The 25,135-nt window shown below is 66.9% G+C and carries 26 protein-coding genes and 2 tRNA genes; 24 read left to right on the top strand and 4 right to left on the bottom strand.

Annotation, left to right across the window (positions count from 1 at the left end):
• Positions 1–82 precede the first annotated feature (82 nt).
• Genes hisC through P1K88_RS09415 form a run of 4 tightly spaced genes read left to right on the top strand, consistent with a single transcriptional unit; the run spans position 83 to position 2,847 of the window.
• Positions 83–1,165, top strand: coding sequence for a histidinol-phosphate transaminase (hisC, locus tag P1K88_RS09430; RefSeq protein WP_276409925.1), 1,083 nt, complete (start codon positions 83–85; stop codon positions 1,163–1,165).
• Positions 1,162–1,668, top strand: coding sequence for an adenylate kinase family protein (locus P1K88_RS09425; protein WP_276409924.1), 507 nt, complete (start codon positions 1,162–1,164; stop codon positions 1,666–1,668). Before hisC ends, P1K88_RS09425 begins: the two co-directional genes overlap by 4 nt.
• Positions 1,665–2,273, top strand: coding sequence for a CDP-alcohol phosphatidyltransferase family protein (locus P1K88_RS09420; protein ID WP_276409923.1), 609 nt, complete (start codon positions 1,665–1,667; stop codon positions 2,271–2,273). Before P1K88_RS09425 ends, P1K88_RS09420 begins: the two co-directional genes overlap by 4 nt.
• 46 nt (positions 2,274–2,319) lie before the next feature.
• Positions 2,320–2,847 (top strand): multiprotein bridging factor aMBF1, encoded by a 528-nt coding sequence (locus P1K88_RS09415; protein WP_276409922.1) that lies wholly within the window; start codon positions 2,320–2,322, stop codon positions 2,845–2,847.
• On the opposite strand, the gene P1K88_RS09410 is transcribed toward P1K88_RS09415, so the two are convergent.
• Positions 2,844–3,404 (bottom strand): response regulator, encoded by a 561-nt coding sequence (locus P1K88_RS09410; protein ID WP_276409921.1) that lies wholly within the window; start codon positions 3,402–3,404, stop codon positions 2,844–2,846. The genes P1K88_RS09415 and P1K88_RS09410 overlap by 4 nt on opposite strands.
• Before the next feature lie 96 nt (positions 3,405–3,500).
• Here P1K88_RS09410 and tpiA point away from each other — a divergent pair, with 96 nt between their 5' ends.
• Positions 3,501–4,148, top strand: a complete 648-nt coding sequence (tpiA, locus tag P1K88_RS09405; RefSeq protein WP_276409920.1) for a triose-phosphate isomerase — start codon at positions 3,501–3,503, stop codon at positions 4,146–4,148.
• A 24-nt stretch (positions 4,149–4,172) separates the two neighbouring features.
• Here the strand turns inward: tpiA and P1K88_RS09400 are convergent, their stop codons facing one another.
• On the bottom strand, positions 4,173–5,966 hold the full coding sequence (locus P1K88_RS09400) for a helicase HerA domain-containing protein (RefSeq protein ID WP_276409919.1): 1,794 nt from the start codon (positions 5,964–5,966) through the stop codon (positions 4,173–4,175).
• A 147-nt stretch (positions 5,967–6,113) separates the two neighbouring features.
• Here P1K88_RS09400 and P1K88_RS09395 point away from each other — a divergent pair, with 147 nt between their 5' ends.
• Positions 6,114–6,461 carry a hypothetical protein gene (locus tag P1K88_RS09395; RefSeq protein ID WP_276409918.1) on the top strand — a complete coding sequence of 116 codons (348 nt, stop codon included), beginning with the start codon at positions 6,114–6,116 and terminating at the stop codon, positions 6,459–6,461.
• A 16-nt stretch (positions 6,462–6,477) separates the two neighbouring features.
• Here P1K88_RS09395 and dinB read toward each other — a convergent pair whose 3' ends face one another.
• Positions 6,478–7,806 (bottom strand): DNA polymerase IV, encoded by a 1,329-nt coding sequence (dinB, locus tag P1K88_RS09390; RefSeq protein WP_276409917.1) that lies wholly within the window; start codon positions 7,804–7,806, stop codon positions 6,478–6,480.
• Between the two features lie 264 nt (positions 7,807–8,070).
• Positions 8,071–8,499, bottom strand: a complete 429-nt coding sequence (locus P1K88_RS09385; RefSeq protein WP_276409916.1) for a CBS domain-containing protein — start codon at positions 8,497–8,499, stop codon at positions 8,071–8,073.
• Positions 8,500–8,579: 80 nt separating this feature from the next.
• Between P1K88_RS09385 and P1K88_RS09380 the strand changes: the two genes are divergently transcribed.
• From P1K88_RS09380 to P1K88_RS09295, 18 genes are all read left to right on the top strand, one after another.
• Positions 8,580–9,332 carry a glycosyltransferase family protein gene (locus P1K88_RS09380; protein ID WP_276409915.1) on the top strand — a complete coding sequence of 251 codons (753 nt, stop codon included), beginning with the start codon at positions 8,580–8,582 and terminating at the stop codon, positions 9,330–9,332.
• Between the two features lie 26 nt (positions 9,333–9,358).
• A tRNA-Ser gene (locus P1K88_RS09375) sits at positions 9,359–9,442 on the top strand.
• Between the two features lie 371 nt (positions 9,443–9,813).
• On the top strand, positions 9,814–11,199 hold the full coding sequence (locus P1K88_RS09370; RefSeq protein WP_276409914.1) for a PGF-pre-PGF domain-containing protein: 1,386 nt from the start codon (positions 9,814–9,816) through the stop codon (positions 11,197–11,199).
• Positions 11,200–11,251: 52 nt separating this feature from the next.
• On the top strand, positions 11,252–11,551 hold the full coding sequence (locus tag P1K88_RS09365) for a DUF5785 family protein (RefSeq protein ID WP_276409913.1): 300 nt from the start codon (positions 11,252–11,254) through the stop codon (positions 11,549–11,551).
• A 100-nt stretch (positions 11,552–11,651) separates the two neighbouring features.
• Positions 11,652–12,164, top strand: a complete 513-nt coding sequence (locus tag P1K88_RS09360; protein ID WP_276409912.1) for a hypothetical protein — start codon at positions 11,652–11,654, stop codon at positions 12,162–12,164.
• A 60-nt stretch (positions 12,165–12,224) separates the two neighbouring features.
• On the top strand, positions 12,225–12,578 hold the full coding sequence (locus P1K88_RS09355; protein WP_276409911.1) for a DUF7344 domain-containing protein: 354 nt from the start codon (positions 12,225–12,227) through the stop codon (positions 12,576–12,578).
• 27 nt (positions 12,579–12,605) lie between these two features.
• Complete coding sequence (locus tag P1K88_RS09350; RefSeq protein WP_276277112.1) at positions 12,606–13,367, top strand: GTP cyclohydrolase III; 762 nt, start codon at positions 12,606–12,608, stop codon at positions 13,365–13,367.
• Between the two features lie 79 nt (positions 13,368–13,446).
• The gene (locus tag P1K88_RS09345; RefSeq protein WP_276409910.1) at positions 13,447–14,022 is read left to right on the top strand and encodes a CBS domain-containing protein; all 576 of its coding nucleotides are present in this window, start codon (positions 13,447–13,449) and stop codon (positions 14,020–14,022) included.
• A gap of 49 nt (positions 14,023–14,071) precedes the next feature.
• On the top strand, positions 14,072–14,539 hold the full coding sequence (locus tag P1K88_RS09340) for a GNAT family N-acetyltransferase (protein ID WP_276409909.1): 468 nt from the start codon (positions 14,072–14,074) through the stop codon (positions 14,537–14,539).
• Between the two features lie 32 nt (positions 14,540–14,571).
• A tRNA-Thr gene (locus tag P1K88_RS09335) sits at positions 14,572–14,645 on the top strand.
• A gap of 625 nt (positions 14,646–15,270) precedes the next feature.
• Positions 15,271–15,741, top strand: coding sequence for a bacteriohemerythrin (locus P1K88_RS09330; RefSeq protein ID WP_276409908.1), 471 nt, complete (start codon positions 15,271–15,273; stop codon positions 15,739–15,741).
• Between the two features lie 51 nt (positions 15,742–15,792).
• On the top strand, positions 15,793–17,310 hold the full coding sequence (locus P1K88_RS09325) for a methyl-accepting chemotaxis protein (RefSeq protein ID WP_276409907.1): 1,518 nt from the start codon (positions 15,793–15,795) through the stop codon (positions 17,308–17,310).
• A gap of 146 nt (positions 17,311–17,456) precedes the next feature.
• The gene (locus P1K88_RS09320) at positions 17,457–18,557 is read left to right on the top strand and encodes an AI-2E family transporter (RefSeq protein WP_276409906.1); all 1,101 of its coding nucleotides are present in this window, start codon (positions 17,457–17,459) and stop codon (positions 18,555–18,557) included.
• 108 nt (positions 18,558–18,665) lie between these two features.
• Complete coding sequence (locus P1K88_RS09315) at positions 18,666–20,558, top strand: ABC transporter substrate-binding protein (protein ID WP_276409905.1); 1,893 nt, start codon at positions 18,666–18,668, stop codon at positions 20,556–20,558.
• On the top strand, positions 20,555–21,523 hold the full coding sequence (locus P1K88_RS09310) for an ABC transporter permease (protein ID WP_276409904.1): 969 nt from the start codon (positions 20,555–20,557) through the stop codon (positions 21,521–21,523). Before P1K88_RS09315 ends, P1K88_RS09310 begins: the two co-directional genes overlap by 4 nt.
• Positions 21,523–22,698 carry an ABC transporter permease gene (locus P1K88_RS09305; RefSeq protein WP_276409903.1) on the top strand — a complete coding sequence of 392 codons (1,176 nt, stop codon included), beginning with the start codon at positions 21,523–21,525 and terminating at the stop codon, positions 22,696–22,698. The genes P1K88_RS09310 and P1K88_RS09305 overlap by 1 nt, the downstream gene beginning before the upstream one ends.
• Positions 22,695–23,750, top strand: coding sequence for an ABC transporter ATP-binding protein (locus P1K88_RS09300; RefSeq protein ID WP_276409902.1), 1,056 nt, complete (start codon positions 22,695–22,697; stop codon positions 23,748–23,750). Before P1K88_RS09305 ends, P1K88_RS09300 begins: the two co-directional genes overlap by 4 nt.
• The gene (locus tag P1K88_RS09295; RefSeq protein ID WP_276409901.1) at positions 23,743–25,059 is read left to right on the top strand and encodes an ABC transporter ATP-binding protein; all 1,317 of its coding nucleotides are present in this window, start codon (positions 23,743–23,745) and stop codon (positions 25,057–25,059) included. The genes P1K88_RS09300 and P1K88_RS09295 overlap by 8 nt, the downstream gene beginning before the upstream one ends.
• Positions 25,060–25,135: the final 76 nt, after the last annotated feature.

Raw genomic sequence — 25,135 nt, 5'->3', positions numbered from 1 at the left:
CGACCTGCCGGCACCCGGCCGCCGGGGCGGCCAGAACGGACATGTGGCCACGTTTATGCCGTCCCACCCGTTTGAGTCAGCCATGGAACCACGGGACCTCTCGTCGCATACGGTCTATCGGGCGGGTCGCGGTATCGAGGAAGTCGCCCGGGAGCTCGGTCTCGACCCCGACGACATGGTGAAGCTGGCGTCGAACGAGAACATGTTCGGCCCCAGCCCGCGGGCCGTCGAGGCCATCCGGGCGTCGGCAGAGCGGATGCACGCGTACCCGAAGGCCTCACACACCGACCTGGTGGCCGCCATCGCGGCGGAGTGGGACTGTACCTCCCAGCAGGTGTGGCTGGCCAACGGCGGCGACGGCGCGCTGGACTACCTCGCCCGGGCGATGCTCGAACCGGGCGACGACGTGCTCGTCCCCGACCCGGGCTTTGCCTACTACCCGATGAGCGCCCGCTACCACCACGGCGGCGTCGAGGCCTACACCCTCTCGAAGGAGCTCGACTTCGCCCAGACGGCCGACACCGTCCTGAAAGACTACGACGGCGAGCGAATCGTCTACCTGACGAGCCCCCACAACCCCACCGGCGCGGAGTTCTCGACGGCCTCCATCCAGGCCATCGCCGCGGGGACCGGCGACGACACGCTGGTCGTCGTCGACGAGGCCTACGGCGAGTTCAGCGAATCCGAGAGCGTGCGCCCGCTGCTGGACGAGCGTGACGACGTCGCCATCCTGCGGACCTTCTCGAAGGCCTACGGCCTGGCCGGGGTCCGCCTCGGCTACGCCCTGGTCCCCGAGGGGTGGGCCGATGCCTACGCGCGCATCAACACGCCCTTCGCGGCCAGCGAACTCGCCTGCCGGGCCGGGCTGGCGGCACTGGACGACGACGAACACATCGAGAAGTCCGTCGAGACGGCCGCCTGGGCCCGCGAGTACATCCGGGAGGAGCTGGCCGCCGACACCTGGCGGAGCGGGGGGAACTTCGTGCTCGCGGAGGTGGGCGACGCGTCGGCGGTCGCCGAGGCCGCCCAGGAGGAGGGCATCATCGTCCGTGACTGCTCCTCCTTCGGCCTGCCCGAGTGCATCCGCGTCACCTGCGGGACCAGAGACGACACGAAGCGGGCCGTCGCGGTGCTCAACGACGTCATCGAGGTGATCGAGGCGTGAGGGTCGCCGTCACCGGGACCCCGGGGACCGGCAAGACGACGGCGACCGACCGGCTGGACACCGACCTCGAGGTCGGTCACCTCAACGACGTCATCGAAGCCGAGGGGTTCTCGACCGGCGTCGACGAGGACCGGGGGAGTCTCGTGGCCGACCTGGACGCAGTCGAGGGGTGGCTCGAGGGCCGCGACGACATCGTCTTCGAGTCCCACCTCGCCCACCACTTCCCGGCCGACAGGGTGGTCGTGCTCCGTGCCCACCCCGACGCCATCGTCGAGCGACTGCGCGAGCGGGGCGATTCAGACGCCAAGGCCTACGAGAACGCCGAGGCGGAGGCACTGGACGTCGTCCTCTCGGAGGCCGTCGACCGCCACGGCCGCGAGGCGGTCTACGAGCTAGACACGACCGACCGTGGCCCGGACGAAGTGGCGGCGGCCATCGAGGCCGTCGTCGCGGGCGAGCGCGAGCCCAGCGCGGGCGAGGTCTCCTTCATCGACTGGCTATGACGCTCGACCAGTACCGCTCGCTGGCGGACCGCGCCCTCGTGCCCTTCGTCAGCGCCGCCCGGGCCGCCGGCCTCTCGCCCAACGGCGTCAGCGTCATCGCGTTCCTGCTTGCCGTCGGCGCCGGCGTCGTCTACGCGTTCGCCGCGCGAACCCCCCTTCTGTACTTCGCCGGCGCCCTCCTGGTCTTCTTCAACGGCTGGCTCGACGTCGTCGACGGCGCGCTGGCGCGAGAACTCGACGTCGCCTCTGCCGGTGGCGACCTGCTGGACCACGTCCTCGACCGCTACGCCGACCTCGTCATCATCGTCGGTCTGGCGGCGGGCCTGGACCGCTGGGCACTGGGCGTCGCGGCCGTCACGGGCGTCCTGATGACCTCCTACCTCGGGACCCAGGCCGAGGCCGTCGGGCTCGACCGTGTCTACGGCGGCCTGCTGGGCCGGGCCGACCGGCTGGCGCTCGTCGGCCTCACGACGGGCGTGGCCGCGTTCGTCAACCCGGACCTGCTGGGGGTCACGCTCGTCGGCTGGCTGCTCGTGGTCTTTGCCGTCGTGGGACACATCACCGCTGTCCAGCGGTTCTACTACGCGATGCGGGCCCTGGACTGACGGGCCAGCGCACCATTTATACCGCCGGCCCGTCTACCGTGGGAACATGGTTCAATGCGAGATGTGCGGGAAGGATGTCGCCTCCCCCAACCGCGTCAAGATCGAGGGGGCCGAACTCGACGTCTGTGACGAGTGTACGGACTTCGGGACGGAGGTCAAGACCCAGGAGAGCTCGTCTTCGACCTCCACGAAGTATTCGACGTCCTCGAGCGGGTCCAGCAGTTCGTCGTCCTCGTCGTCGGGCGGGTCGTCCTCGGGCGGGAGCACGCGCCGCCGGGACATGTTCGACGAGATGGACGAGCTCGCACAGGACTACGACCAGCTCATCCGTGATGGTCGCGAGTCACAGGGCCTCAGCCAGAAGGAGCTGGCCCAGAAGCTCAACCTGAAGGCGAGTCTCATCCGGAAGCTCGAACACGGTGACTCGCTGCCCAGCGACGACGTCCAGAAGAAACTCGAGAAGGAACTCGGCATCAACCTCAGCGCGGGCGGGAGCAGCGACGACACCGAGTGGTCCAGCGGGTCCAGCAGCGGCGAGTACACGCTCGGCGACGTCGTCAAGCGCAAAGACTAGAGCCTGAGATCCGACTTCTCGACGTCCAGGTCCGTCGCGAGATCGTCGACGCTGTCTGCTATCGCCTCGATGTCTGCCTCCAGTTGCTGGTAGCGCTCGCTGTCCTCGAGTTCGGCGGGCGACTTCTCGACCCGGAGGACGTTCCGCTTCAGTTTCTTGCTGGTCAGCGTCTGGAGCTTGTCGTTGTAGGTCGCGATCTTCGAGAGACGCTCGACCACCGAGCACAGGTCGTCGCGGGTGACAGGTTTCACCAGGTAGTCGTCGATGCCGATGCCGATGATGTCGAAGTCCGGGTTGACGGCCGTCACCATGGCGACGCGACAGCGCAGCCCCCGCTCCTCGATCTCGGCCAGCACCTCGTTGCCCGAGACGACCGGCATCCGGCGGTCCAGCAGGACGACGTCGACGTCGTTCGAGAGTCGCGCGATACCTTCCTCGCCGCTGTAGGCCGTCAGGACCTCGTAGCGGTCCGCGAGGTAGTCGGTGTAGAGGTCCGCGAGGTGCTGTTCGTCTTCGACGACGAGCACGGTCGGCACGGGCGAGTCCCCGGGGGTCACGGTTCGACTGTGCGTTCCGTCCGGGCGGCCTTAACCTTCACTACGCGTCGACCGGATTGCACAACCTATTTGCGGGCGGCCATCGCTGATTCGCGCATGTTCGTTCTGGTCAACCTCAAGGCCTACCCGTGTGATCCGGTCGAAGTAGCGACCGCCGCTGCCGACGTCAGCGACGAGTCGGGCGTCCGCGTCGCCGTCGCCCCGCAGGCGGCCCACATCGAGTCCGTCGCCGAGACGGGCGTCGAGACGTGGGCCCAGCACGTCAGCCCCAACGAGCACGGCAGCCACACCGGCAGCACGATCGCCGAGGCCGTCGCCGACGCCGGCGCCGTCGGCACGATGCTGAACCACTCCGAGAACCGCCTGAAGCTGGCCGACATCGACGCCTCGCTCGACGCCGCCGACCGCGCGGACCTAGAGACCATCGTCTGTGCGAACAACCCCGCACAGATCGGTGCGGCCGCCGCGCTCGGTCCGGACGCCGTCGCCGTCGAGCCTCCGGCGCTCATCGGCACCGGCACCCCGGTCAGCAAGGCCGACCCGGACGTCGTGACCGGTGCGGTCGACGCCGCGGCACGCGTCGACGGCGACGTCGACGTCCTCTGTGGTGCCGGCATCTCGACGGGCGAGGACCTCGTCTCGGCGAGCGACCTCGGCGCGACCGGGGTCCTGCTGGCCAGCGGCGTCGCGAAGGCCGACGACCCGCGGGCGGCGCTCGAAGACCTCGTCGAACCGCTCGTCTGACGGGAGAGACTGCGTCTCGCGGGCTCAGTCGTCCTCGAAGACCTCGCGCTCGATGCGCGAGGCGTACTCCTCGATACGCATGTCGTCGGGGTCCGCCTCGCTCTCCTCGGCGACGAGTTCGCGCAGGCGGTAGTCGTAGGCCCCGCGCCCGACGTGCTCGATGAGCCCGCGCAGGCGGAGCGTCCGGTTCCGGGCGTAGGCCGCCGTCCGGTCGCCCGAGCCACCGGAGGAGAAGTGTGCGTTCAGCGGGGTCCCCGGCCCCTGCTCGCGGTAGTACGAGAGCATCCGCCGGGTCTTGGTCTCCATCTCGGCGACGTCCGCGACGATGTCGGCGACGACGGCCGGTTCGTCCGACGCAGATTCGTCACCCGTCGCTGTCGCGTCGGCCTCGGTGTCCGACGGGTCGGCGTGCCCGTTGGTGGAGACCGTCTGCGCGTCAGCGGCGTTCGCCATCGCGGCGGCGAAGGCGGCGTCGGCGTCGGCACCGCTCTCCTCGGCCGACGCGGTGCCACCCTGCCCGTCCGCCGTCGGCCCCGAGGCGTTGGCCGAGACGGCGTCGGCACCGCCGTTCATCGCGGGGCCGTCGTCCTCGAAGGCACTGAAGGCGTCGCCGAACCCGCCGCCGGACGTCCGGTCCGCGGCCGGCGGGTCCTGGTCGCTCGCGGTCTCGGAACCCGCATCCTCGCTGTCGGGGGCCTCGTCTGCTGAGGCCGCAAACCGACCACGGCGCTCGCGCATCCGCTCTCGCTCGGTCTTGCCGGGGTTGTAGTCGTCGACGTGGTCGATGAGCGCGCTGGTGAACTGCTCTGCCATCCGCGAGAGGTCGCGGGCGTCCTGGAGTTCGGTCTCCAGTTCCGCGATGCGGGAGTTCTTCTTGTCCAGCTCCTCGCGCAGCTCCTTGATGCGGCTCTCGGTAGCCTGTTTCTCCTCGCTGATGGTCTCCAGTTCCGAGACGAGGTCCTCGCTGACCGATTTCAGTTCGGGGCGCTCGAAGTCGTCCAGGCCCGGCGTCGCCCCCGCGTCGAAGGTCTGCTTGCGGTGGAACTGGACCCGGCGCACCCGCTCGGACCAGTCGGACATCATGAACGCCTCGCCGTCGTTCAAGTCCTCGACGGCGTTCTCGTACTGGCTGTCGAGGATGCGCCCGACGACCTTCGTGTCGTTGTTCCAGGTCAGACGGTGCCAGACCAGCCAGTCACACTGCGTGATGTAGTCTTTCTTGACGTCGGCCGGGCGCTGGCTGATGCCGACGATGCCGAGACCGTGCTTGCGGCCCCGTTTGCCGATCTTGATGAGCATCTTGCCCACCTCGCCCATACCGCCCTTCTCGGGAATCCACTCGTGGCACTCCTCGACGAGCATCAGGAACGGCTGTTTCTGCTTTTTCGCCTTGGCGAACAGCTGCTTGGACACCTCGGTCAGCAGGCTCTCTGCCTCGTCCTCGTCGAGGTACGAGGAGACATCGAGGATGATGGGGACGTTCTGTTCGAGCGCGAGCGATGCTATCTTCCCGGCGTGTTCCTCGGTGACCTGGATGTCACACTCCTCGTCGCCCCCGACGTGGAGTATCTCGTATTCCTCCTTGAGGCCGTAGTACTCGCCGTCGATGTCGACGACGAGCAGGCCAAATCCGTTGTCGAGCAGCTTCTCTGCGACGACGCTTGCCGTGTTGGACTTGCCCGACCCGCTCTTGCCCGTGATGAACCCGCGGCCGGTGAGGAGTTCGACCACGGGGATGTCGACGGATTGTCCAGGGTCGTCGGACCCGCCCGGGCCGGCGCTCGTGTCCGCGACGGTTATCGTTTCGGTCTCTCCCATACGTTTCTGACGGAGCTACGCGGCCCTCGCCTCATAACCTTCAGTCAGACGCTGGTCACACGAGTTACACGACCTGGGGCCGTCGCTGGGAGGGCAACGGCTATTGGCCTGGCACGCGCTAGCACGTACAGAGGGTGATACGTGGGCATGGCCCGATACGAGACCAGTGTCGAGGACGGCGTCGTCTACGTCGGCAGCAGCGAGGGCCCCATCGAGGTGGCACCCCTCGAGGACGTCGTCGACGCTGTCGGCGGCCCGGCCTGGACGATCCGCTACACGGACGCCGAGAAGGAGCGCTACCCCCGGATGGATACGAGCGACGAGGGTCTGGTCGTCGACGTCGTCGACATGCTCAACGCCATGACCCACGGCGAACAGTTCGTCCAGACGCTGGCCGCCCATCCGACGACGGTCCAGGCCGAGGACGAAATATCGCCCCGGGCCGGCCTGCTGGTGGGCAAACTGCTGGAGAACCTCGAGAACGGCGTCGCCTGACGACCGCGTCGGGGTGTCAGACGAACTCCCAGAGCGTCGTCTGTCCGTCGGGGCGGCGTCCCGGGAACGCGTCGGAGTCCGACGCCTGGTGGTCGGCACCGGTCTCCGCGGATTCGCCCCCGTCGGAGAACGCGTCGAGCGAAGGCTGGTCGGGCTTCCGTTCGGGGTCACCGACAGATCGGTCGCTCCCCGTCCCGTCGCCGTCGAACCCGTCGAGACTGGCCTGTTCGCCGGCAGCGAAATCGAGGTTCGAGACGCGGACGCCCACCTTCCTGACGGCGGTGTCCTCGAACTCCGAAAGCAGGTCCAGCGCCACCGACTCGACGAGCTCCGGGTCGTCGACGGGCCCGGGGAGCGACCGAGCCCGCGTGTTGACGTCGTAGGGCGGGACGACGACCTTGATGCCGATGGTCTGGTACTGTGCCGCCTTCCGCGAGGCGCGGTCGGCGACGGCCTCCGCGAGCGTCCGGACACGGCGGCGAACCGTCTCGGCGTCCGCTGTCGCGTCGGTGAACGCAGACTCCCGCGAGAGACTCTTGGGGTTCCCGCGTGGCGTGACCTGGCGTTCGTCCTCGCCGCGGGCGAACCGGCGGATCTCGCGCCCACGCTCGCCGAAGCGCCGTTCGAGCACCTCGGGGTCGGCCGTCGCGAGGTCGCCCGCCGTCTCGACGCCGAGTTCGCCCAGTTCGCGCGCGGTCACCGGGCCGACGCCGTGGACCTCCTCGACGGGGAGGTCGGCGAAGAACCCGCGTACCTCGCCCGGGCGGACGACGACCAGGCCGTCGGGTTTCTCCCGGTCGCTGGCGACCTTCGCGGCGCTCATCGTCGGCGCGACGCCGACGCTGGCGACGACGCCAACCTCGTCGTGGATCCGTGCCTTCAGGTCGCTGGCCCACGCGTCCACCCCGTCCCAGCCGACAGTGTCGGTCACGTCGAGGTACGCCTCGTCGATGCTCACCTCGCGGACGACGGCCGCCTCGTCGTGGATTATCTCGCGGACCTCGTCGGCCACCGACTCGTAGACCTCCATGTCCACGGGGCGGTAAAAGCCCGCCTCATCGACGTCCAGGTCCGGATCGCCCGCGGCGTCCACCTTCCGGGGCAGGGCCGAGAGCGCCTGTGAGATAGGCATGGCCGACTCGACGCCGTACTCGCGGGCCTCGTAGCTCGCGGTCGCCACCGCGCCGTGGGCCTCGTCGGCCTCGTAGCCCATCCCGACGACGACGGGTTCGCCCTCGAGTGCGGGTTCCCGGCGGCGCTCGCACGCGGCGTAGAAACAGTCCACGTCGACGTGCGCGACCACCTGGTCGGGGCCGCCCGTGCCCGGAAGTCGCGCGGCGTCCATACGTCTACGTTTACGCGGGGCGTGAAAACCCCTGCGTCGGCCGGACTTGTCGGTCCTGAATCGGTTGTGCTCACAGAACCGATCGCGTCGTTCGACGGCCGGGGGCGGCCGCGCCGCCCCGACGCCTGGTCGTCCGTCGATGGCGATTCCGGAGTGCGTCAGCGGTCCTTCCCGCCCGGAGCGTCGACTGCTCCGCGGTGACATATCTCACGATTCGACTTCAACGTTTCGCCGTGGGCGACCCCTCTGCCCGGTCGTGCCGTGTCAGGTCGGGTCCCACTCCGCCCGGAGCGAGGCGGCGTTGGAGAGCTCGGTCCGCAGTTCCGTGAGGTGCCAGACGACGTCCGAGAGCGTGACCATACCCACGAGGTCGATGCCGTCGACGACGGGCACTTTCTTGACGCCCTCGTCGGTCATCGTCCGTGCAACGGTCGAGACGGCCGTGGACGGGGTCGTCGTCACGACCGGCCGATGACCGACGGCCTCCACGGAGAGCGAGGAGAGCGGGTCGTCGGTCTCCAGCGCGAGTCCCAGCGCGTCCGATTCAGTGACGATACCGACGGGGTCCCCCTCGCCGTCGACGACGATCACGGAGCCTACCTCCTCCTCGAGCAACCGGCGGACGGCGTCTGCGAGCGTGGCACCGACCGGGACCGTCACGACGTCGGTCGACATGAGGTCACGAACCTGCATGGCTGGACAACGGCGGAGACGACGAAAAAGAGTGGGGGCCGAACGCAAACGACAAACGAGAGAGGGTCCCAGTGACGGGTATGACCACTGTCGCAGTCCTCGCTGACCCGCCTGCCGAGGGCGCCGTCCTCGAGGACCTCACTGGGGGACTGCTGTCTGAACGCGAGGCCGCGGACCTCTACGCGGCCATGCTTGCCGACGTCTGTCGGGCCGTCGAGTCCAGCGGCGCCGATCTGCTGGTCAACTACCGGCCGGCCGACCAGGTGCCTGATGTCGACGACCCCGAGGCCGCGATTCGAGAGACGCTGGAGACCGAGCTCGAGTCGCCGGCCGACGCCCGCTACGAGGTCCAGGTCGGGTCGACGTTCGCGGGTCGCGTCGGGAACACCGTGACCCACCTGCTCGAACGGGAGTCGGTCGCCACCGCCGCGGCCGTCGAACCGACCGCCGCCCTGCTCGCCCGCCAGCAGATAGACAGCGCCGCGATGAAACTGCGCTCCAGCGACGTCGTCCTCGGTCCGACGATCGACGGCCGGGTGTACTTCGCCGGGTTCGGCGACCCGGTGGACTTCGAGGACGCCTACGCGACGCCGAGCGTCCAGACGCTGACCGGTCGAGCGCGCGACGCCGGCCTCGACGTCGACTTCCTGCCGACGAACCCCGTCGCCGGGACGCGCACTGACCTCCGGACCGCGGTGCCGATTCTTCGGGCCCGGCGGCAGGCCGGTCGCGTCGTCCCGCCACGGACCACCACACTCGTCCAGCAGTACGGGCTCGAGGTCCGCGAGGAGGGCGTGGGCCCCGAACTCGTCCGGGAGACCGACAGGCCTTAGAGGAATCGTCCAGTAGCACCGACTGCGGTGGGGTGGCAGAGCGGCCTATTGCGCCTGCCTTGAAAGCAGGTATCCTCACGGATTCCTGGGTTCAAATCCCAGCCCCACCGTTTTGCTGCGAACGACAGTGAGTAGTGAGCGGTGCACCTGGATTTGAGCCCTGGGAGTCGCAGCGCACGAACGGTGTGAGTGCGACCGTCTCCCTCCGGTTCAAATCCCAGCCCCACCGTATTTTGCCACAAGCATCTCGCGAGTGGCAAATACGTAATCTGGGGTTTGAAGCCGACGAGTCGCAGCCCGCGCAGCGACGCGAGCAGGACCGTCTCGGCTCGGTTCAAATCCCGGTCCCACCGTGTTCCAGCGACCGACAGTGAGCAGTACACGGTCCACCTGAATGTGACCCCCAGAGTCGCGGCGCTCTCAAACACCGGTTGAGACAACCACGCAGTTTTATACGCCTGGTACGGGACAGAAATAGCTGATGAAGCGACACGATTGGTCCCCTGCAGGCGTTGGGACGCGCCTCCTCGCACTCGCCCTGGTCGTAGCGATGGTCACCGGCGCCGTCGCCGGGCCGGCGGCGGCCGAGCCTCGCCTGTTCATCCCCGGCGGGAGTCTCGAGGCCAAGGAGACGCTGGTCGGTGACGACCTCAACGTCACGGTCAGAGTCAAAAACACCGGTGGCGACGGCGGGGGGCTCACGGTGAACATCAGGCGCAACGGCACGACGGTCACGAGCGAGCGGGTGGTCGTCGAGTCCGACTCGGAGATACGCATCACGAAGGCAATCCAGTTCGACCAGCCCGGGAAGTACGTCATCAAGGCCAACGACCGCAAACTGGGGGAGGTGACCGCCAGACGGGCGACGTCGCGAGTAACGAGCGAGACCAACGGGAGCCGGACGGTCGAGATACGGACCGGTGGCATCCCGACGACCGACCCCTACGACATCGACATGCCGGCGGCCGAGAACCGTTCGTTCGCCATCGAGCGCTGGACCGTCGAGGCCAGCGAGGACCGGTTCACCCAGCGGGTGACAGAATACACAAGCCCGTCGGCGTCGTCGGTGACGCTGCCGGACGACGAGGGGACCTCGGTGCTGGGCGTCGTGACCGTCGGGTCGAGCGGCGGCGTCGACGCGGTGCGGATGCGGATCGAGGTGAATCGGACGGCACTCCGTGACGCCGGTATCGAGACGGACGCGCTCGCCCTGTACGCACAGAATGGGTCGACCTGGACCGAGCTCGAGACGTCGGTCGTCGACGAGCGGACCGACGCCGTGGTCTACGAGGCCCGGGCGACGAGCTTCGACGCGCTGGCACTCGGGACCATCCAGCCGGTCTTCGACGTCGGGGAGACGAACCTCAGGACCGTCCAGACGGCGGACGGACGCCGGATCGTCGTGGAGACCGCCGTGACGAACAGCGGCAGCGTCGCCGGCGACTACGAGGCGACGATTACCGTCAACGGCGAGTCGGCCAACGCCTCCGTCACGAGAATTCCGGCGGGCCAGCAGCGGACCCTCACGCTCGCGACCGACGTCACGAGCGCCGGCGAGTACCGTGTCGCGCTGAACGATCGAAGCGTCGGGAGCGTCGTCATCACGGAGGCACAGGTCGGCGACGAGCCGACAGAACAGCCGGGGACCGAGACCGGGACGGCCTCGCAACCAGGGGGCGACGGTGACGGCGACGGCGACGCCGACGGCGATGGCCTCCCGGCCGGTCTGCCCGCGACCGTGTTCGGCATCGACACGGCGCTCGTCGCGGGCGGCGTGGCGGTCGCACTGCTCGTGTTCTTCGGTGCGCTCGCCGTGCTGCGACGTGGAAGCGGTGACGGGCCAGGCGGCTCGGACTTCGAGCTTTGAACCCGGACCGCGGGAGAGAAATCCTTTTTGTGCCGGTGTCCTACCGTCCGGTATGGACTGGCCGCACGACCCCGACGGGGACGAGGGTAGCGAAGGACGACGCAAGTACGGCCACGCAGTGCTTGCGAAGAAAATCGACGAGGACGAGGACTTCCCGCTCGAGGCAGCGGCGTTCGTCGAGGAGTACGGCGACCACCCGGTCCGCATCGACTACGAGACGGTCGTCAGCGTCGAAGACATCTTCGAGTACGTAGACCAGGGGTCCTTCGAGGACTTCCCGGACTTCCACAAGGCCGTCGGCCGGGCGCTCCGCGAGGCGGACTGGTGGCCCTACCGGCTCGAACACGCCTGAAAAGCGTCTCTCTGGGCGAAGCCTCTCGACGTGCACCCCGCGACCCGTGCCCCGGGTTGTGGCAGGTGGATTTATTTCCCAGTTGGCCACAGGTACCCCCATGGACGAACCGCCCGCCGACGCCGCCGAGGAGAGCGGGGAGTGGGCACACCCGTCGCCGGCTGCCGACGCCATCGATTCCGAGACGGTCGCCGAGATGGACCCGGCCGCCGTGACCTCCGAGGACGTCGAAGCGACGCTCACGGAGTCGATGCCCGAGCCGCCGAAACTCCCCGACGCGCTCTTCGAGCGCGACCTGGCCGACGACCAGCGCCTCTACTGGCACCTCCGGGAGGACGCGAACGTCCTCGTGATGGCGAACGGGCCCATCGAGCGCGAGCACTACCGGGAGGTGACCACCACGCCACTGGTGCGGACGCACGACGGCGACTTGGAGTGGGAGATTCCCGCGCGGCTCATCCGGGGGCACGCGACCGCTATCGATGGCCCCGAGGAAGCGCTCATCCAGCCCGGACGGGCGATTCACTTCCGCGCCTCCGCGGCGATGCTCGACGGCGAGACGCGCACCTGTTACGCGATGACGACGGACCGTCTGGAACAGCTGACCGGGTGATACTCTCGTGGGTCATGTGACCTCACCACATACTTATTCCGGTACGTTGTAGCTGTTTCTATGGCGACACACGACTCCGAGACGGAACGGGACGGACCGCTACCGCCGGACGTCGTCGCTGACCTGCTCGGGGACGAGCGGCGACGGCGGGCGCTGGAGATGCTCGACCGGTTCGACGGGCCGGTGGTCGTCGGCGACCTCGCCAGGGCGGTGCTCGCGGCAAAGCGGAACGTGCGCGAGTCGGCGATACCGGACGACGAGGTCGACGCGGTCCGGGCGGAGCTGTACCGGGACCACCTCCCGAAGCTGACCGCCACTGGCGTCGTGGCCTACGACTCGATGGTCGGCACGGTCGAGTTGCGCTGCCCGGAAGTGCTCCCCGACGGCCAGAGACCGATTCCGACAGACCAATAGCCGAGCGAGGACAAGCGGCTACCGACAGTGACGAATACGCAGGTTACGCACATTCAGATCGACAATTACGGCCCGTGGACGGTGACGCCGGAACCGCGGCGCGAAGTCGACCTCCAGACGATGCAGTCGCGCCTCTATGCCGACCTCGCGCAGCTGTTTGGCAACCGGGACGGCTACATCTTCTTCTCCAGGTTCGACAATATGATAGCGGTGACGAACGGTCTCGACATGGACGACCACGCCCTCATCCAGGAGTCCGTGGGGAACCGCTACCCCGTCTCGATGAGCCTCTCCGTCGCGACGGGGACGACGCCCGCCTCGGCGCTCGGCACGGCGACGGAACAGCTCCAGGCGGCCGGGAGTGCACAGGACAAGGGCCGCCGGGAGGTCCTGCGCGGCCAGACCATCGACGAGGAGTTCCGGACCGGGACGGACGTCCAGCTGGCGCACTTCGACGTCGACGACGCCACCGAGAAGTACACCGACCAGCTCAACGAGTTCGACACGTTCATCCGCATCGAACAGGGCTACGCCGCGCTGATGAAGTACATGCGCGAGAGCCACGACTCGCTGTCTTTCTTCGTCGGCGGCGACAACGTCATCGCCGTCTGCCCCTCGCTCGGCCGGCGCGACTACGAGGACGCGATCGAGCACGTCCGGGAGACGGTCGACGTCGAGCTCAAGGTCGGGGTCGGCGATGGCCGGACGGCCGCCGATGCCGGCATGGACGCCAAACACGCCCTGGAACACTGTCGGGCGACGGGCGAGCCGGTCACCATAGAGGACTGAACGTCTGCCCTACTAGGGATGGGCGCGTGATAAGCGTACTGGGGGTATCTTTTAGACTCGCCATGTGGTACACCCTCGCATGAACGGTTCCGTGACCGTCCGGGAGGTGATGGATCGGGAATTCCTCGGTGCGAGCGAGTCCGACGACCTTCTCGAGACGACCGAGTTGTTGGTACAGAGCGACGACGAGGCGGTGTTGGTCCTGCGGGGGAACGACCCCGTCGGCTGGGTCACCCGCGACGACATCCTCGCACACGTCGTGGGCGAGGCGGCGACGGACTCGGCGACAGTCGGCGAGGTGATGAACGAGTCTCTGCCGGCCATCGGACCGGACGCACAGCTCCCCGAGGCGCGGGACAAGATGGTCACGCTCGCAGCGTCCTGGTTGCTCGTGGTCGAGGAGGGGGAACCGCTGGGCACGCTGACCGCGAGCGACATCCTCTCGACGTCGATGCTGGAGGGCGAGACGACCGAACTCGTCGAGACGACCGAACAGATGGCGACGACGGGCCGGGCAGCGACCACCGACGGGACCGACTCTATCGCCGAGGACAACTTCGACGACCAGGGCATCTGTTCGGCCTGTGGGACGCTGACCCAGAACCTCTCGTCGTTCAACGGCCAGTTGCTCTGTGCCGACTGTCGTGACGTCTGAGGTCCCCAGCCGACCAAATCGTTTTCCGCGTTCGACACGCACTCAGCGTGTGGAAATCCGGACCGCCACGACGGGCGAGAGCGAGACCGTCGTCGACATGTGGGTCGAACTCGCGAGCGACCAGCGAGCCCACGGGTCCCACCTGCTGGCAGCGGCCAACCGGAGGACTATCCGCGAGTCCATCGCCGGCCGGATCTTCGACGAGTCCGTGCTGGTGGCGACCGTCGACGAGGATATCGTCGGGTTCGTGATGTTCACCGTCCGCCAGGGGCGCTACCGTCAGGACGTCACGCAGGGTTCGATCGAGAACATCTACGTCCGGCCGGGCAACCGCGGACGAGGCATCGGGTCGGCGCTGCTGTCGGCCGCCGAGGGCCGACTGGCCGACGACGACGTCGACACGGTCACGCTCGAGATGATGGCCAGCAACGAGGGCGCGCGCCGGTTCTACCAACGGCACGGCTACACCGACCACCGCGTCGAACTGGAGAAGTCGGTAGAAAACGATACTCTCTAAACGGTCCCCCCGCAATCACCGTACGCGAACGCGCCAGGGGAGCTTGGGTGGTCCAAGCACTCGACTTGTAATCGAGAGTTCGTGGGTTCAAATCCCACCCCTGGCTCTCAGTCGTTCTCCCCAAAGCCCGAAACGACCCTGTTTCTGCGGATTTCACCAAGACCGACAGAGACCGATCCGGGTCGATTTATCCTCATCCCAGTCAGGTTCTTTGTAGCGTATCGGTCCGTGTCCGACCCCGCCCGGGCAAAGCAGGTGGTACTCGGTCCCGTTCCCTCGAGTTCGATGACAGTGTGAGGCGTGTCTTCGCCGCGCCGTTTCCACGTCGACGGGGATGGTTGCCGCTCGTGCCTATCGACGACAGCAATGGTCGCTGCCTATCATTCACGAGGACCGTGTCCCCCTCTTGCAACCAGAGTGAGCGCGATCGGCACGGATGCTCGCCCTGGTCCATCACCAGCGGGGAAGCGTGCTGGGACAGTCGGCGGTCTGGCTGTACCGATACTGGGTGGCCGGGTAAGGCAGAGTCTCCCGGCAGATACGGCGCACACCATCGTTCGTGGGGACGAGAGACGGTGGTCTGGCTTCCGCATTGAGGATTCGATTGGCCCGTCGACGTTGAGCCGGCTTCCTTTTTTACCACCGTCCGAAGACTTGTTAGAATGCCAAATTTTCTCATCGACTGGGAACCCGGGCAGGTGTTTTACTAAAACAGTCATGACGTTCCAAATATGCCCCTGATCGAGTGGGACGACCGACGCTACAGTACCGGGGTCGAACGATACGACAAGCAGCACAAGCGGCTCTTCGAGGTGCTGAACGAGCTTCACGAAGCGATGGAGGAGGGCCGAGCAGAGGAAGAACTCGGCGACGTCCTGCGGGAGCTGGAGCGATACACGGAGTACCACTTCAGTGACGAGGAAGAGTTCATGGAGGGCTGTGGGTTCGCAGACGACTGCTCCGAGTGCTTCTTTGGCCACCAGGAGATGCACGAGGAGTTCGCAGCGAAAGTCACCGAGCTGCGTGAAAAGCACGAGAACGGCGAGTACATCACGATGGAAGTCCTCGAGTTCGCCCGCGACTGGCTGGACTCCCATATCGCAGGCGGCGAACAGGACCAGAGTTACGGCGAGTACTACGACTCTGAGGTCGACACCTACGACTTCGGCTCCCACGACATCGACGAATCGACCTTCCAGTAATTCGGTCGCGACAAGCAAACAGAAGGAACACAGAACCCACCATCATTTTTTATGAGCTCGAATCTGGAAGAAGACGAGATAACGGGGGAGGATGCTTTGCGCGAACACTTCGAGGGGGGAGAGACAGTCGAAGAACTCGATTTCTCTCCTGGCGAGATACAGCGGTTGAAAGAGGCTGTCGGATTCGATGACGGCGATGTGAGGCGGCTTCGGGCGCTTGCTTCGTTCCTTCCCGCGATCGACGCCCTCGACGAAGAGATCCGTCCGAGTGAGAGCGCAGATGAGACCGTCCCTACTGCGGTCGACGAGTCCTCGATTGAGAGTGATGACTTTGCGGAGATTCAGCGTGCGTATCTCGATTCGCTCGTCTACGGAGACTACGACGAGTCCTATTTCATGACACGGGCCGGTCTCGGCACGTTCCTCGATGAATCCGAGATACCGGTCCCGTTCTATCTCGGGCAGCAACACACCAACTTCGAGATTCTCGCGGAGGCGACATCCGACCGAACCGAGGAAGCGGTGAGCGAGATTCTCAGTGAAGCGGGTGTCGCAGAATCGACCGTCGAAGCGGTGCGAGACGAGATCCAGACCAATAACGAAACGCTGGCGTCGGCGGCGAAGTTGCTCACGCTGGACCGACAGGCGATTGTCGAGTCGTTCGTTCGTAATCGAGAAGCGGTGTACGAGGATGAGCTGGAACGCCGCCGGGAGATCGCCGAAGACACACGCGATGGTGTCGAGGAACTCAAGAAATTGGCTGGAGAGGTGACCTCTGGAAGCAACGAAATCGCGGATTTGACCGAGCTGGAGGCGGAGAACGTCTCGCAGATCCAAGAAGAGATGTCGAACTTGAGTGCGACTATCGAGGAGATCGCCGCGACTGCCGACCGCGTGGAGTCGGTCAGTGAACGTGCCTCGACGGCCGCATCGGAGGGACAAGAGTCAGCCGAGGAAGCGGTCGAGGATCTGGAGTCAATCGAGGAAGAAGGCGAGAAGATCAAGGAGAGTATCATCGAACTACAGGAGCGGACGGAACAGATTAGCGGCGTGGCAGAGGTCATCAACGACATTGCCGACCAGACGAATATGCTGGCGTTGAACGCCTCCATCGAGGCCGCCCGAGCGGGGGAAGCCGGTAGTGGGTTCGCCGTCGTCGCCGACGAGGTGAAGTCGCTGGCCGAGGAGTCACAGGAACAGGCACAACAGATTGACGCGACGATAGCCGATATCCAGGATACGATCGACCAGACGGTCAGGAATGCCGAGGCGACTATCGCGACGATAGACGACGGCGTCGAGAACGCTGAACAGGTGATGAATCAACTCGACGAGATTGCCGAGGTCGTTGAGGATGCCGCACATGGGACGGCAGAGGTGTCCCAAGCAACGGACCAACAAGCCCGGTCCGCAGAGGAGGTGGCCACGAAGGTCGACGAGACCGCCGAACGAGTAGCCGAAATTGACGAGGAGATACACGAGATCGCGAAATCCAGCGAACAGCAGTCGGCAAAGGTCTTCCAGATCACGTCGGACCTGAAACAGCTCTCGGAGTCGTTCGCAGAGTAACGACCGGTGACGGCCATCGAAGCCTCGCCCGGGCAGTGCTCGTCGGCGCGTTCGCGGCCCGACCTGTCAGCGCACTGTCCGTTCGTGGTTCCGACCATCTCACGCGTCGCCCGCAACTTTATCTCTACCCCCCTGCAGGAGATGATATGGACGAGAAACGGTTCGTTGTCGCCCTCTTTGGCGTCCTCGTCACACTGGTCATCGGGGTGCTCGCCTACCAGTTCATCGCGGCGCTGACGGTTTCGGTGTTCCTCTATTACTCGACCCGGCGGTTCTACAAGTCACTGCGGCGGCTCCGACTGCCGGCACGCGTCCGCGCGGTGATCGTCATGGCGTCGCTCGTGCTCCCGCTGTTGGTGCTCGTGACCTACGCCGGCGTGTTGCTCGTCATCGAATCCCGCCAGTTCGTCGAACAGTACGACCTCCTGACCGTGGCCGCGACGCACGTCGCCTGGCTTGACGACGTGGGGACGATGCCGGACCTGACCATCGAGGGGCTCTACGGAGCCTACCAGTCCGGCCAGTTCTCACCGGTCATCAAGTTCGTCGGCGACCACGCGGCGCTGGTGACGTCGTTGGTCTCGAACTTCTTCCTGAACCTCTTCATCAGCGTCATCGTCACCTACTACCTCCTGGTGGACGGCGGGCGCATCCGCGAGTGGCTGTTGCGCTTCGACGACGACGCCGTGATTCGGGAGTACCTGGAGGCCGTCGACGCGGAACTCGAGGCGGTCCTCTTTGGGAACCTGTTGAACGTCGTCGCCATCTCGCTCATCGCCATCGCCGCGTTCTCCGGGTACAACGCGCTGGCCCCGGCGTCCGTCGAGGTCCCGTACCCGGCCCTGGCGGGGGCCCTGACCGGCATCGCGAGTCTGGTCCCCGTCGTGGGCATGAAAGTCGTCTACCTCCCGCTTACTGGCATCACCGCGCTCCCCGTCGTGCTTGGCGGCGACTCGTCGCTTTTGGTGTTCGTGCTCGTCTTCCTCGCCGTCGCCGTGGTCGTGGTCGACACGGTCCCGGACCTGCTCTTGCGACCGCTGCTCAGCGGCGAGAACACGCACGTCGGGTTGTTGATGCTCGCGTACACCCTCGGCCCGGTCGTGCTGGGCTTTTACGGGCTCTTCTTCGCGCCGATACTGCTCGTCGTGGGCCTCACGTTCGCGACGACGGCCCTCCCGCGGCTCCTGGGGGCCGACGAACCCGGCGGCGTTGCGCCGGACCAGTTGCGCCTCGACGACTTCCGGTGACGCCGACGCGGGATCTGCTGGAGGAGGCGGGTCACGGGGCCGACGCGGCCGCGCAGGTGGCGACACAGACCGACAATTAATAATCGTACGGTTCTTTTCCGCTAGATAATGTCAAGCAGGGATTCGGAACCGTCGTCGCTCTACCGACCGAATCGGCGTGACCTCTTAAAAACGCTCGGGGTCGGCGCGACGGCGTCCGTCGCCGGCTGTGGACTCTTCGGCGGTGGCGAGAGCGATAGTGGTGGCGACGCCCGGCCGACCCAGACCGAGCAGTCTGGCAACGGCGGTTCGACCGACGGGTCGGGGGCGCGTCAGCCCTCCGGCGAGTTCGTCGGCGTCGCGGGGTCGGACGCCAACGGCCTGAACTGGCTCTACACGAACGACACAACCTCGGGTGCGTACGTGGATCTGACGCTCGACGGGGCGTGGGCCGTCGACGACGACCAGAACGTGTTCCCGCTGTGGGCCGAACCCTCGACGGAGGACGGGCAGACCTACCGGATTACGCTCCGTGACAACCTCCAGTGGGGCGGCGGCTACGGGCAGATGACCGCCGAGGACTGGGTGTACATGATCCGCAACGTGTTCCAGGGCGAGGACAACTGGGCGGGCTACACCAGCGCCACCGACTGGTTCCGCCAGGGCGAGCCGATACCTGTCGAGCAGGTGGACGAGCTCACCTTCGAGATTCGGCTGCCGGAGGTGGACCCGACGTTCCCGCTGAAACCGATTCTGTGGGGCCAGAACTGCCTGCCGAAGGGACTCCTCGAGAAGTACGTCCCCGAGAAGGACGCGGTTGGCCTCCAGCAGGACGAGGAGTTACTGAACCTCCAGTATACGGGGAACCTCGGGCCCTACACCTTCGAGGAGTGGAACCGGGAGTCGCAGTTCCGCACCACGCGCAACGAGGACTACTATCTCCGCGACGTCGAGGGGCTGGGGGAGGAGTGGTCGAACGTCCCGTACTTCGAGTCCTACCGGATACAGGTCATCCCGGAGGAGTCCTCCCGGCTCAACGCATTGCGCGAAGGGGAGGTCACGTCGGTCGGCATCCCGCCGAAGAACGCCACGGAATTCCAGGAGTTAGGGAGCGTCGACGTCTACGTCCAGCCACAGCCGTTCGTCCAGGCCATCAAGTACAACATGCGGGCCAACGGCTGGGAGCTGTTCCGCGAGATTCCGGTCAGGCAGGCGTTCGCGATGGCCATCAACAAGCAGACGCTCGCGGAGAACCTCTATCGTGGGTACGCGGAACCGGCCTACACCATGCAACCGCAGTTCTCGAAGTGGTACGTCTCGGAGGGGATGGACCAGTACACCTTCGGGACCGGCGACCTGTACGGCAGCGAGGTCGCCAGGCAGCGGATGCGTCGGGGTATCGAGGATACCGACTACCGCTACGACGGCGACACGCTGGTCGGCCCCGACGGGGAGGACGTGTCGCTCTCCCTGTTTGCCAGCTCCGCGAGCGAGACCAACCAGACCCTCGCCGAGCTCATCAAACAGGAGGTCGAACGGAACCTCGGCGTCGGCGTCGAGATACAGACGGTCCCGGGCAACACCTTCCAGCAGAACTACGCCGCGAACAGTCCGCCGGAGGGCGAGGAGGTGCCCTGGAGCGCCGGACTCTTCAACGGCGGCCCCCGGGACGTCTCGGTCGGCCAGGAACCGTGGGACATGTCCATCGTGCTCGGGTTCAACACCTACCCGCGGACGCCCAGTTCCAGCGCCGTCTTCTTCCAGGAGCAGGGCAGCGTCAACTACTTCGGCTACGTCCCCGAGTCGAACATCCCCGAACTGTACGCGGAGGCCTCCCGGACCGTCGACGAGGAGGCGCGCCGTGAACTCTACGGCGAGGTGTTCCGGAGACTCGCCCGCGAACAGCCCTTCGGCTTCCTCATCATGGAGTCGGACATCACGGGCGCCCAGGACGAGCTCGTCGGCCCGTCCGAGACCTTCGCCAGCGGGTGGAACTCACAGACGTACTACTTCGACAGATGAGGTGGTACGTCGCGAGACGCCTGCTGTGGGCGGTCGTCGCAACGTTCATCATCCTCTCTATCACCTGGGCGCTGCTGTTCGTGACACAGCAGCAGGCGCTGGCGTCAATCCAGTTCCAGGCGGCCGCGGGCGGCGGGGACGCCGAGGCCGCGAAAGAGGCCGTCGAGGCCCAGCGCGGCCTCGACCGGCCACTCTGGGAACAGTACAGCAGTTACATGACGAACATGGCGACGGGGAACTGGGGCTACAGCACCTCGCGGGGCCAGCCGGTGACCGAGGCCATCATGGAGGCGCTCCCCTACACGGTGATGTACTCCGTCCCGTGGACGATACTGACCGTGGCGTTCGGTCTCGGCATCGGCCTGTACTCGGCGACCCACCAGCACTCCCGGTTCGACTACGCCGCGACGTTCGCCGCCTTCTTCGGGTACGCCATCCCGAACTTCTGGTTCGGCATCATCCTGCTGGTCCTCTTCGGGGTCCACCTCGACCTGGTGCCCATCGTCTTCAACCCGGACGCGCCCGTCTTCAGCCTCGAGAACGTCAGGCAGCTGGTCCTCCCCGTGTTCGTCCTCACCACGGGGTCGATAGCCAGCCTGACCCGCTACACCCGCGCGGAGGCCCTGGAGTACGTCGAGGCCACGTTCACGAAGACGGCCAAGGCCAAGGGCGTCTCGGACCGCCGCATCCTGCTCTTGCACGTCCTGCGACCCGCGGCAGTCCCGCTCTCGACCATCCTGGTCGCGGACCTGCTTGGCCTGTTCATCGCGAGTTCCTACCTCGTGGAGGTCGTCTTCGGCATCCCGGGGCTCGGCCAGCTGAGTTTCAGGGCCATCCAGACACAGGACACGCCGCTGGTGCTCGCGACGACGCTCATCGGCGTGTTCGTCGCCATCGTCGGGAACCTGCTGCAGGACATCGCCTACACGGTCTTGGACCCCCGAATCGACTACGGTGATCGGTGATGGGTTCGGACACCCCCAGACGGCGGTTCGAGGACATCGACTGGGAGGCAGACCGGGGGGTCGTGATGAGTCGCCAGACCGCGGGCTTCCTGGCGACGCTCGCGGCACTCGGCGTGGCCTTCGCGTACGACTACACCCGCGGGGCACCGCTGTTCTCGCCCAACCCCGTCCTCCGGAACGGCTGGGATCTCACCCAGCTGGACTGGCTGTTCCTGCTCTCGCTGGCGCTGTTTGGCTTCTACTTCGTCGTCCCGCTGGCGACCCACCGGCGGATGACCGCCCACTACTGGCGGCAGTTCCGCAAGAACCGGGCGGCGGTGGTCAGCCTCGGATATCTGGCCGTCGTCGTCGTCCTGGGGCTCGTCGGCCCCCTCGTCGTCACGAAACCGTCCGTCGAACTGACACAGAGCTTCCAGCCGCCGGTCGGGTTCGCCGTCGACAGTTCCATCCCGCTGCAGTGTGTCGGCGAGACAGTCGGCGGTCGGTGTCGGGGCAGCTGGCAGTTCCCGCTGGGGACGACGGGCAACGGCAAAGACATCCTCGCGCTCGTGGTGCTCGGGATGCGCGTCTCGATACGCATCGGCCTCATCACCTCCTTTCTCATCATCAGCATCGGCGCGACGGTCGGCACCGTGGCCGCCTACGTCGGCGGCCTCGTCGACGAGGTGCTGATGCGCTACGTCGACATCCAGCAGGTCTTCCCCTCCTTCCTGCTGTACCTGCTGCTCATCTTTCTCTTCGGCGGGAGCCTCCTGATGTTCATCCTCGTCTTCGGCCTGTTCAGCTGGGGCGGGACCGCCCGCCTGGTCCGCAGCGCGGCGCTCCAGCGCTCGGAGGACGAGTACGTCGCCGTCGCGCGGGCGGCCGGGGCCGACACCAAACACGTCATCCGCCGGCACATCCTCCCGAACGTCTCCGGGACGGTCATCACGAACCTGACACTGCTGATTCCCGGCCTCATCCTCTTCGAGGCCGGCCTGGCCTTCCTCTCGCTGGGCGACCCGACGATTCCCTCCTGGGGCCAGACCATCGCCGCCGGGCGCTCGGACCTCCGGACGGCCTGGTGGGTCTCGACCCTCCCCGGCGTCTTCCTCTTTTTGACCATTCTCGCCTTCAACTTCGTGGGCGACGCGTTCCGCGACGCGCTGGATCCGCGCTCGGAGGTGGACCGATGAGCGGACAGCGAGAGCGGAGGGCCGACCGGGGGACAGACGACCCGCTGCTGTCGGTCCGGCACCTCACCGTCGAGTTCGAGACCGAGCGGGGAACGCTCCGGGCCGTCGACGACGTCTCCTTCGACGTCGGGCGCGGCGAGACGGTCTGTATCGTCGGCGAGAGCGGCAGCGGGAAGACGGTCACCGCCGAGACGATCACGAAGCTGATTCCGACGCCGCCGGGGCGCATCCTCGATGGCAGGGTCGAGCTCGAGGGGCGGAACCTGCTGGACCTCTCGGAGCGAGAGCTCCGGAACGTTCGCGGTGACCGCATCGCCCACGTCTTCCAGAACCCACAGGACGCCCTGAACCACTGTTTCACCGTCGGCTGGCAGATCCGGGAGGCCATCCAGACCCACGAGGACGTCGGGGACAGGGCGGCCCGCGAGCGGGCGATAACGCTCTTGGACCGGGTGGGCATCCCCGACGCGACGAGCCGGTACGACGAGTACCCACACGAGTTCTCGGGCGGGATGCGCCAGCGCGTGGTCGTCGCGATGGCGCTGGCCTCGAGCCCGGACCTGCTCGTCGCCGACGAACCGACCACCGCGCTCGACGTCACCATCCAGGCACAGCTGCTGGACCTCTTAGAGGAGATTCAGGCGGAGTTCGGCATGTCCATCCTGCTCATCACCCACGACCTGGGCGTGGTCGCCGAGCTGGCCGACCGCGTGGTCGTGATGTACGCCGGCCGGGTGATGGAACGCGGGGGCGTCTACGACGTCTTCGACGCGCCGGCCCACCCCTACACCATGGCGATGTTCGACTGTCTCCCCGGCCGGGGGCGGGACCTCCGGGCTATCGAGGGGGCGCTCCCGGACCTGCGCGACCCGGCGCCTGGCTGTCGGTTCGCCGGTCGGTGTGACTTCGCCCGCGAGGACTGTCACGCCGGGGGCCAGCCCCCGCTGTACGACGTCGGCGACGGGCAGGACGCCTCCTGCGTGTACTACGGGCCCGACGGCGACCCCGAGGTGCTCCGCAACGGCCACGAGGAGGGCGCGCACGATGCGTGACCCGCCGCTGTTCGAAATCGAGGGCCTGGAGAAACACTTCCCGATCACCGAAGGCGTGCTCAGGCGGCAGGTCGGCGCGGTCAGGGCCGTCGACGGCATCGACCTGACGGTCCAACGCGGCGAGACGGTCGGCCTCGTCGGCGAATCCGGGTGCGGAAAGTCGACGGCGGCCCGGACGATGGTCAGGCTGGAGGAACCGACGGGTGGGGCCATCCGCTTCGAGGGGGAAGACGTCACCGACGTGACCGGGAGCGACCTCAAGGCCTACCGACGCAACGTCCAGATGATATTCCAGGATCCGAGCGCCAGCTTCGACCCGCGGATGACCATCGGCGAGTCCGTCGCCGAACCGCTCGTCGTCCACGGCGTCGCCGACCGCGCGCTCCGCCGGGAGGTCACACAGGACCTGCTGGAGCGGGTGGGCCTGTCTGCCGACGACGTCGACCGGTACCCCCACGAGTTCTCGGGCGGGCAGAAACAACGCATCGCGCTGGCCCGCGCGCTCGTGCTCAATCCGGACGTGCTCATCGCCGACGAACCGACCAGCGCGCTGGACGTCTCGGTCAAGTCCGAGATTCTGACCCTCATCGAGGACCTCCAGGCCGAGTTCGGCCTGGGTCTGTTGCTCATCAGCCACGACATGAGCGTCGTCCGGGAGGTCTGTGACCGGACGGCCGTGATGTACGTAGGCGAGATCGTCGAGCAGGCGCCCACCGAGCAACTGTTCACGTCGCCGCGACACCCATACACGGAGGTGCTCGTCGCCTCGATACCGACCATCGACCCGCGCGAGCGCGGCCAGCGCGTCCGCCTCTCCGGGGACGTCCCCTCCGCGAGTGCGCCTCCGAGCGGGTGCCGGTTCCACACCCGCTGTCCGAAGGTCATCCCGCCCGAGGGGTACGACCTCGAGCAGTCCGCCTGGCGGGCCGTCCTCGACTTCCGTCAGCGCCTCGCGTCGGTGGGGATCGACCAGGCTGGCGTCCGCGAGTTCGTCGCCGCGTCGGCTGGAGTCCCCGTCGAGGCGGTCACCGACGGCCAGGTCCGCGACGCCGTCCGCGAGGAGTTCGACATTCCGGCCAGCCTCGCTGACCCGGAGGCCGACGCGGTTCTGCGCGACGCGCTCGAACTCGTCGTCGACGGGGCGGACGACCGGGCCCACGAGCGCCTCCTCGAGGCGTTCCCGACGGTGTGTGCCCGCGAGGCACCGCCGGAGACGTGGGTCGACGACGACCACCGGGCGGCGTGCCACCTCGTCGAGTCCGACGGGGACAGTACCCGCCCGGCCGATACGTCCGCGCCCGAGCGGTGAGTCAGGCGTGTCGGTCGGTCGATTCCGGGACCGGGGTCCCCGGAAAGAAGCCACTACTCGCCGGGCGCTTATGTCC

The organism is Haloarcula halobia, assembly GCF_029338255.1.
GTDB lineage: Archaea > Halobacteriota > Halobacteria > Halobacteriales > Haloarculaceae > Haloarcula > Haloarcula halobia.
Note: the sequence above shows the minus strand (reverse complement) of the source record. Positions and strands in the feature narration are given on the sequence as shown.

Coding starts and splice junctions, on each gene's coding strand:
- P1K88_RS09345 (WP_276409910.1), top strand. CDS start 13,447: ATGAACGGTTCCGTGACCGTCCGGGAGGTGATGGATCGGGAATTCCTC.
- dinB (WP_276409917.1), bottom strand. CDS start 7,806: ATGGACGCCGCGCGACTTCCGGGCACGGGCGGCCCCGACCAGGTGGTC.
- P1K88_RS09330 (WP_276409908.1), top strand. CDS start 15,271: ATGCCCCTGATCGAGTGGGACGACCGACGCTACAGTACCGGGGTCGAA.
- P1K88_RS09380 (WP_276409915.1), top strand. CDS start 8,580: ATGACCACTGTCGCAGTCCTCGCTGACCCGCCTGCCGAGGGCGCCGTC.
- P1K88_RS09365 (WP_276409913.1), top strand. CDS start 11,252: ATGGACTGGCCGCACGACCCCGACGGGGACGAGGGTAGCGAAGGACGA.
- P1K88_RS09320 (WP_276409906.1), top strand. CDS start 17,457: ATGGACGAGAAACGGTTCGTTGTCGCCCTCTTTGGCGTCCTCGTCACA.
- P1K88_RS09400 (WP_276409919.1), bottom strand. CDS start 5,966: ATGGGAGAGACCGAAACGATAACCGTCGCGGACACGAGCGCCGGCCCG.
- P1K88_RS09385 (WP_276409916.1), bottom strand. CDS start 8,499: ATGCAGGTTCGTGACCTCATGTCGACCGACGTCGTGACGGTCCCGGTC.
- P1K88_RS09360 (WP_276409912.1), top strand. CDS start 11,652: ATGGACGAACCGCCCGCCGACGCCGCCGAGGAGAGCGGGGAGTGGGCA.
- tpiA (WP_276409920.1), top strand. CDS start 3,501: ATGTTCGTTCTGGTCAACCTCAAGGCCTACCCGTGTGATCCGGTCGAA.
- P1K88_RS09295 (WP_276409901.1), top strand. CDS start 23,743: ATGCGTGACCCGCCGCTGTTCGAAATCGAGGGCCTGGAGAAACACTTC.
- P1K88_RS09300 (WP_276409902.1), top strand. CDS start 22,695: ATGAGCGGACAGCGAGAGCGGAGGGCCGACCGGGGGACAGACGACCCG.
- P1K88_RS09420 (WP_276409923.1), top strand. CDS start 1,665: ATGACGCTCGACCAGTACCGCTCGCTGGCGGACCGCGCCCTCGTGCCC.
- P1K88_RS09395 (WP_276409918.1), top strand. CDS start 6,114: ATGGCCCGATACGAGACCAGTGTCGAGGACGGCGTCGTCTACGTCGGC.
- P1K88_RS09305 (WP_276409903.1), top strand. CDS start 21,523: ATGGGTTCGGACACCCCCAGACGGCGGTTCGAGGACATCGACTGGGAG.
- P1K88_RS09415 (WP_276409922.1), top strand. CDS start 2,320: ATGGTTCAATGCGAGATGTGCGGGAAGGATGTCGCCTCCCCCAACCGC.
- P1K88_RS09325 (WP_276409907.1), top strand. CDS start 15,793: ATGAGCTCGAATCTGGAAGAAGACGAGATAACGGGGGAGGATGCTTTG.
- P1K88_RS09370 (WP_276409914.1), top strand. CDS start 9,814: ATGAAGCGACACGATTGGTCCCCTGCAGGCGTTGGGACGCGCCTCCTC.
- P1K88_RS09315 (WP_276409905.1), top strand. CDS start 18,666: ATGTCAAGCAGGGATTCGGAACCGTCGTCGCTCTACCGACCGAATCGG.
- P1K88_RS09310 (WP_276409904.1), top strand. CDS start 20,555: ATGAGGTGGTACGTCGCGAGACGCCTGCTGTGGGCGGTCGTCGCAACG.
- P1K88_RS09355 (WP_276409911.1), top strand. CDS start 12,225: ATGGCGACACACGACTCCGAGACGGAACGGGACGGACCGCTACCGCCG.
- hisC (WP_276409925.1), top strand. CDS start 83: ATGGAACCACGGGACCTCTCGTCGCATACGGTCTATCGGGCGGGTCGC.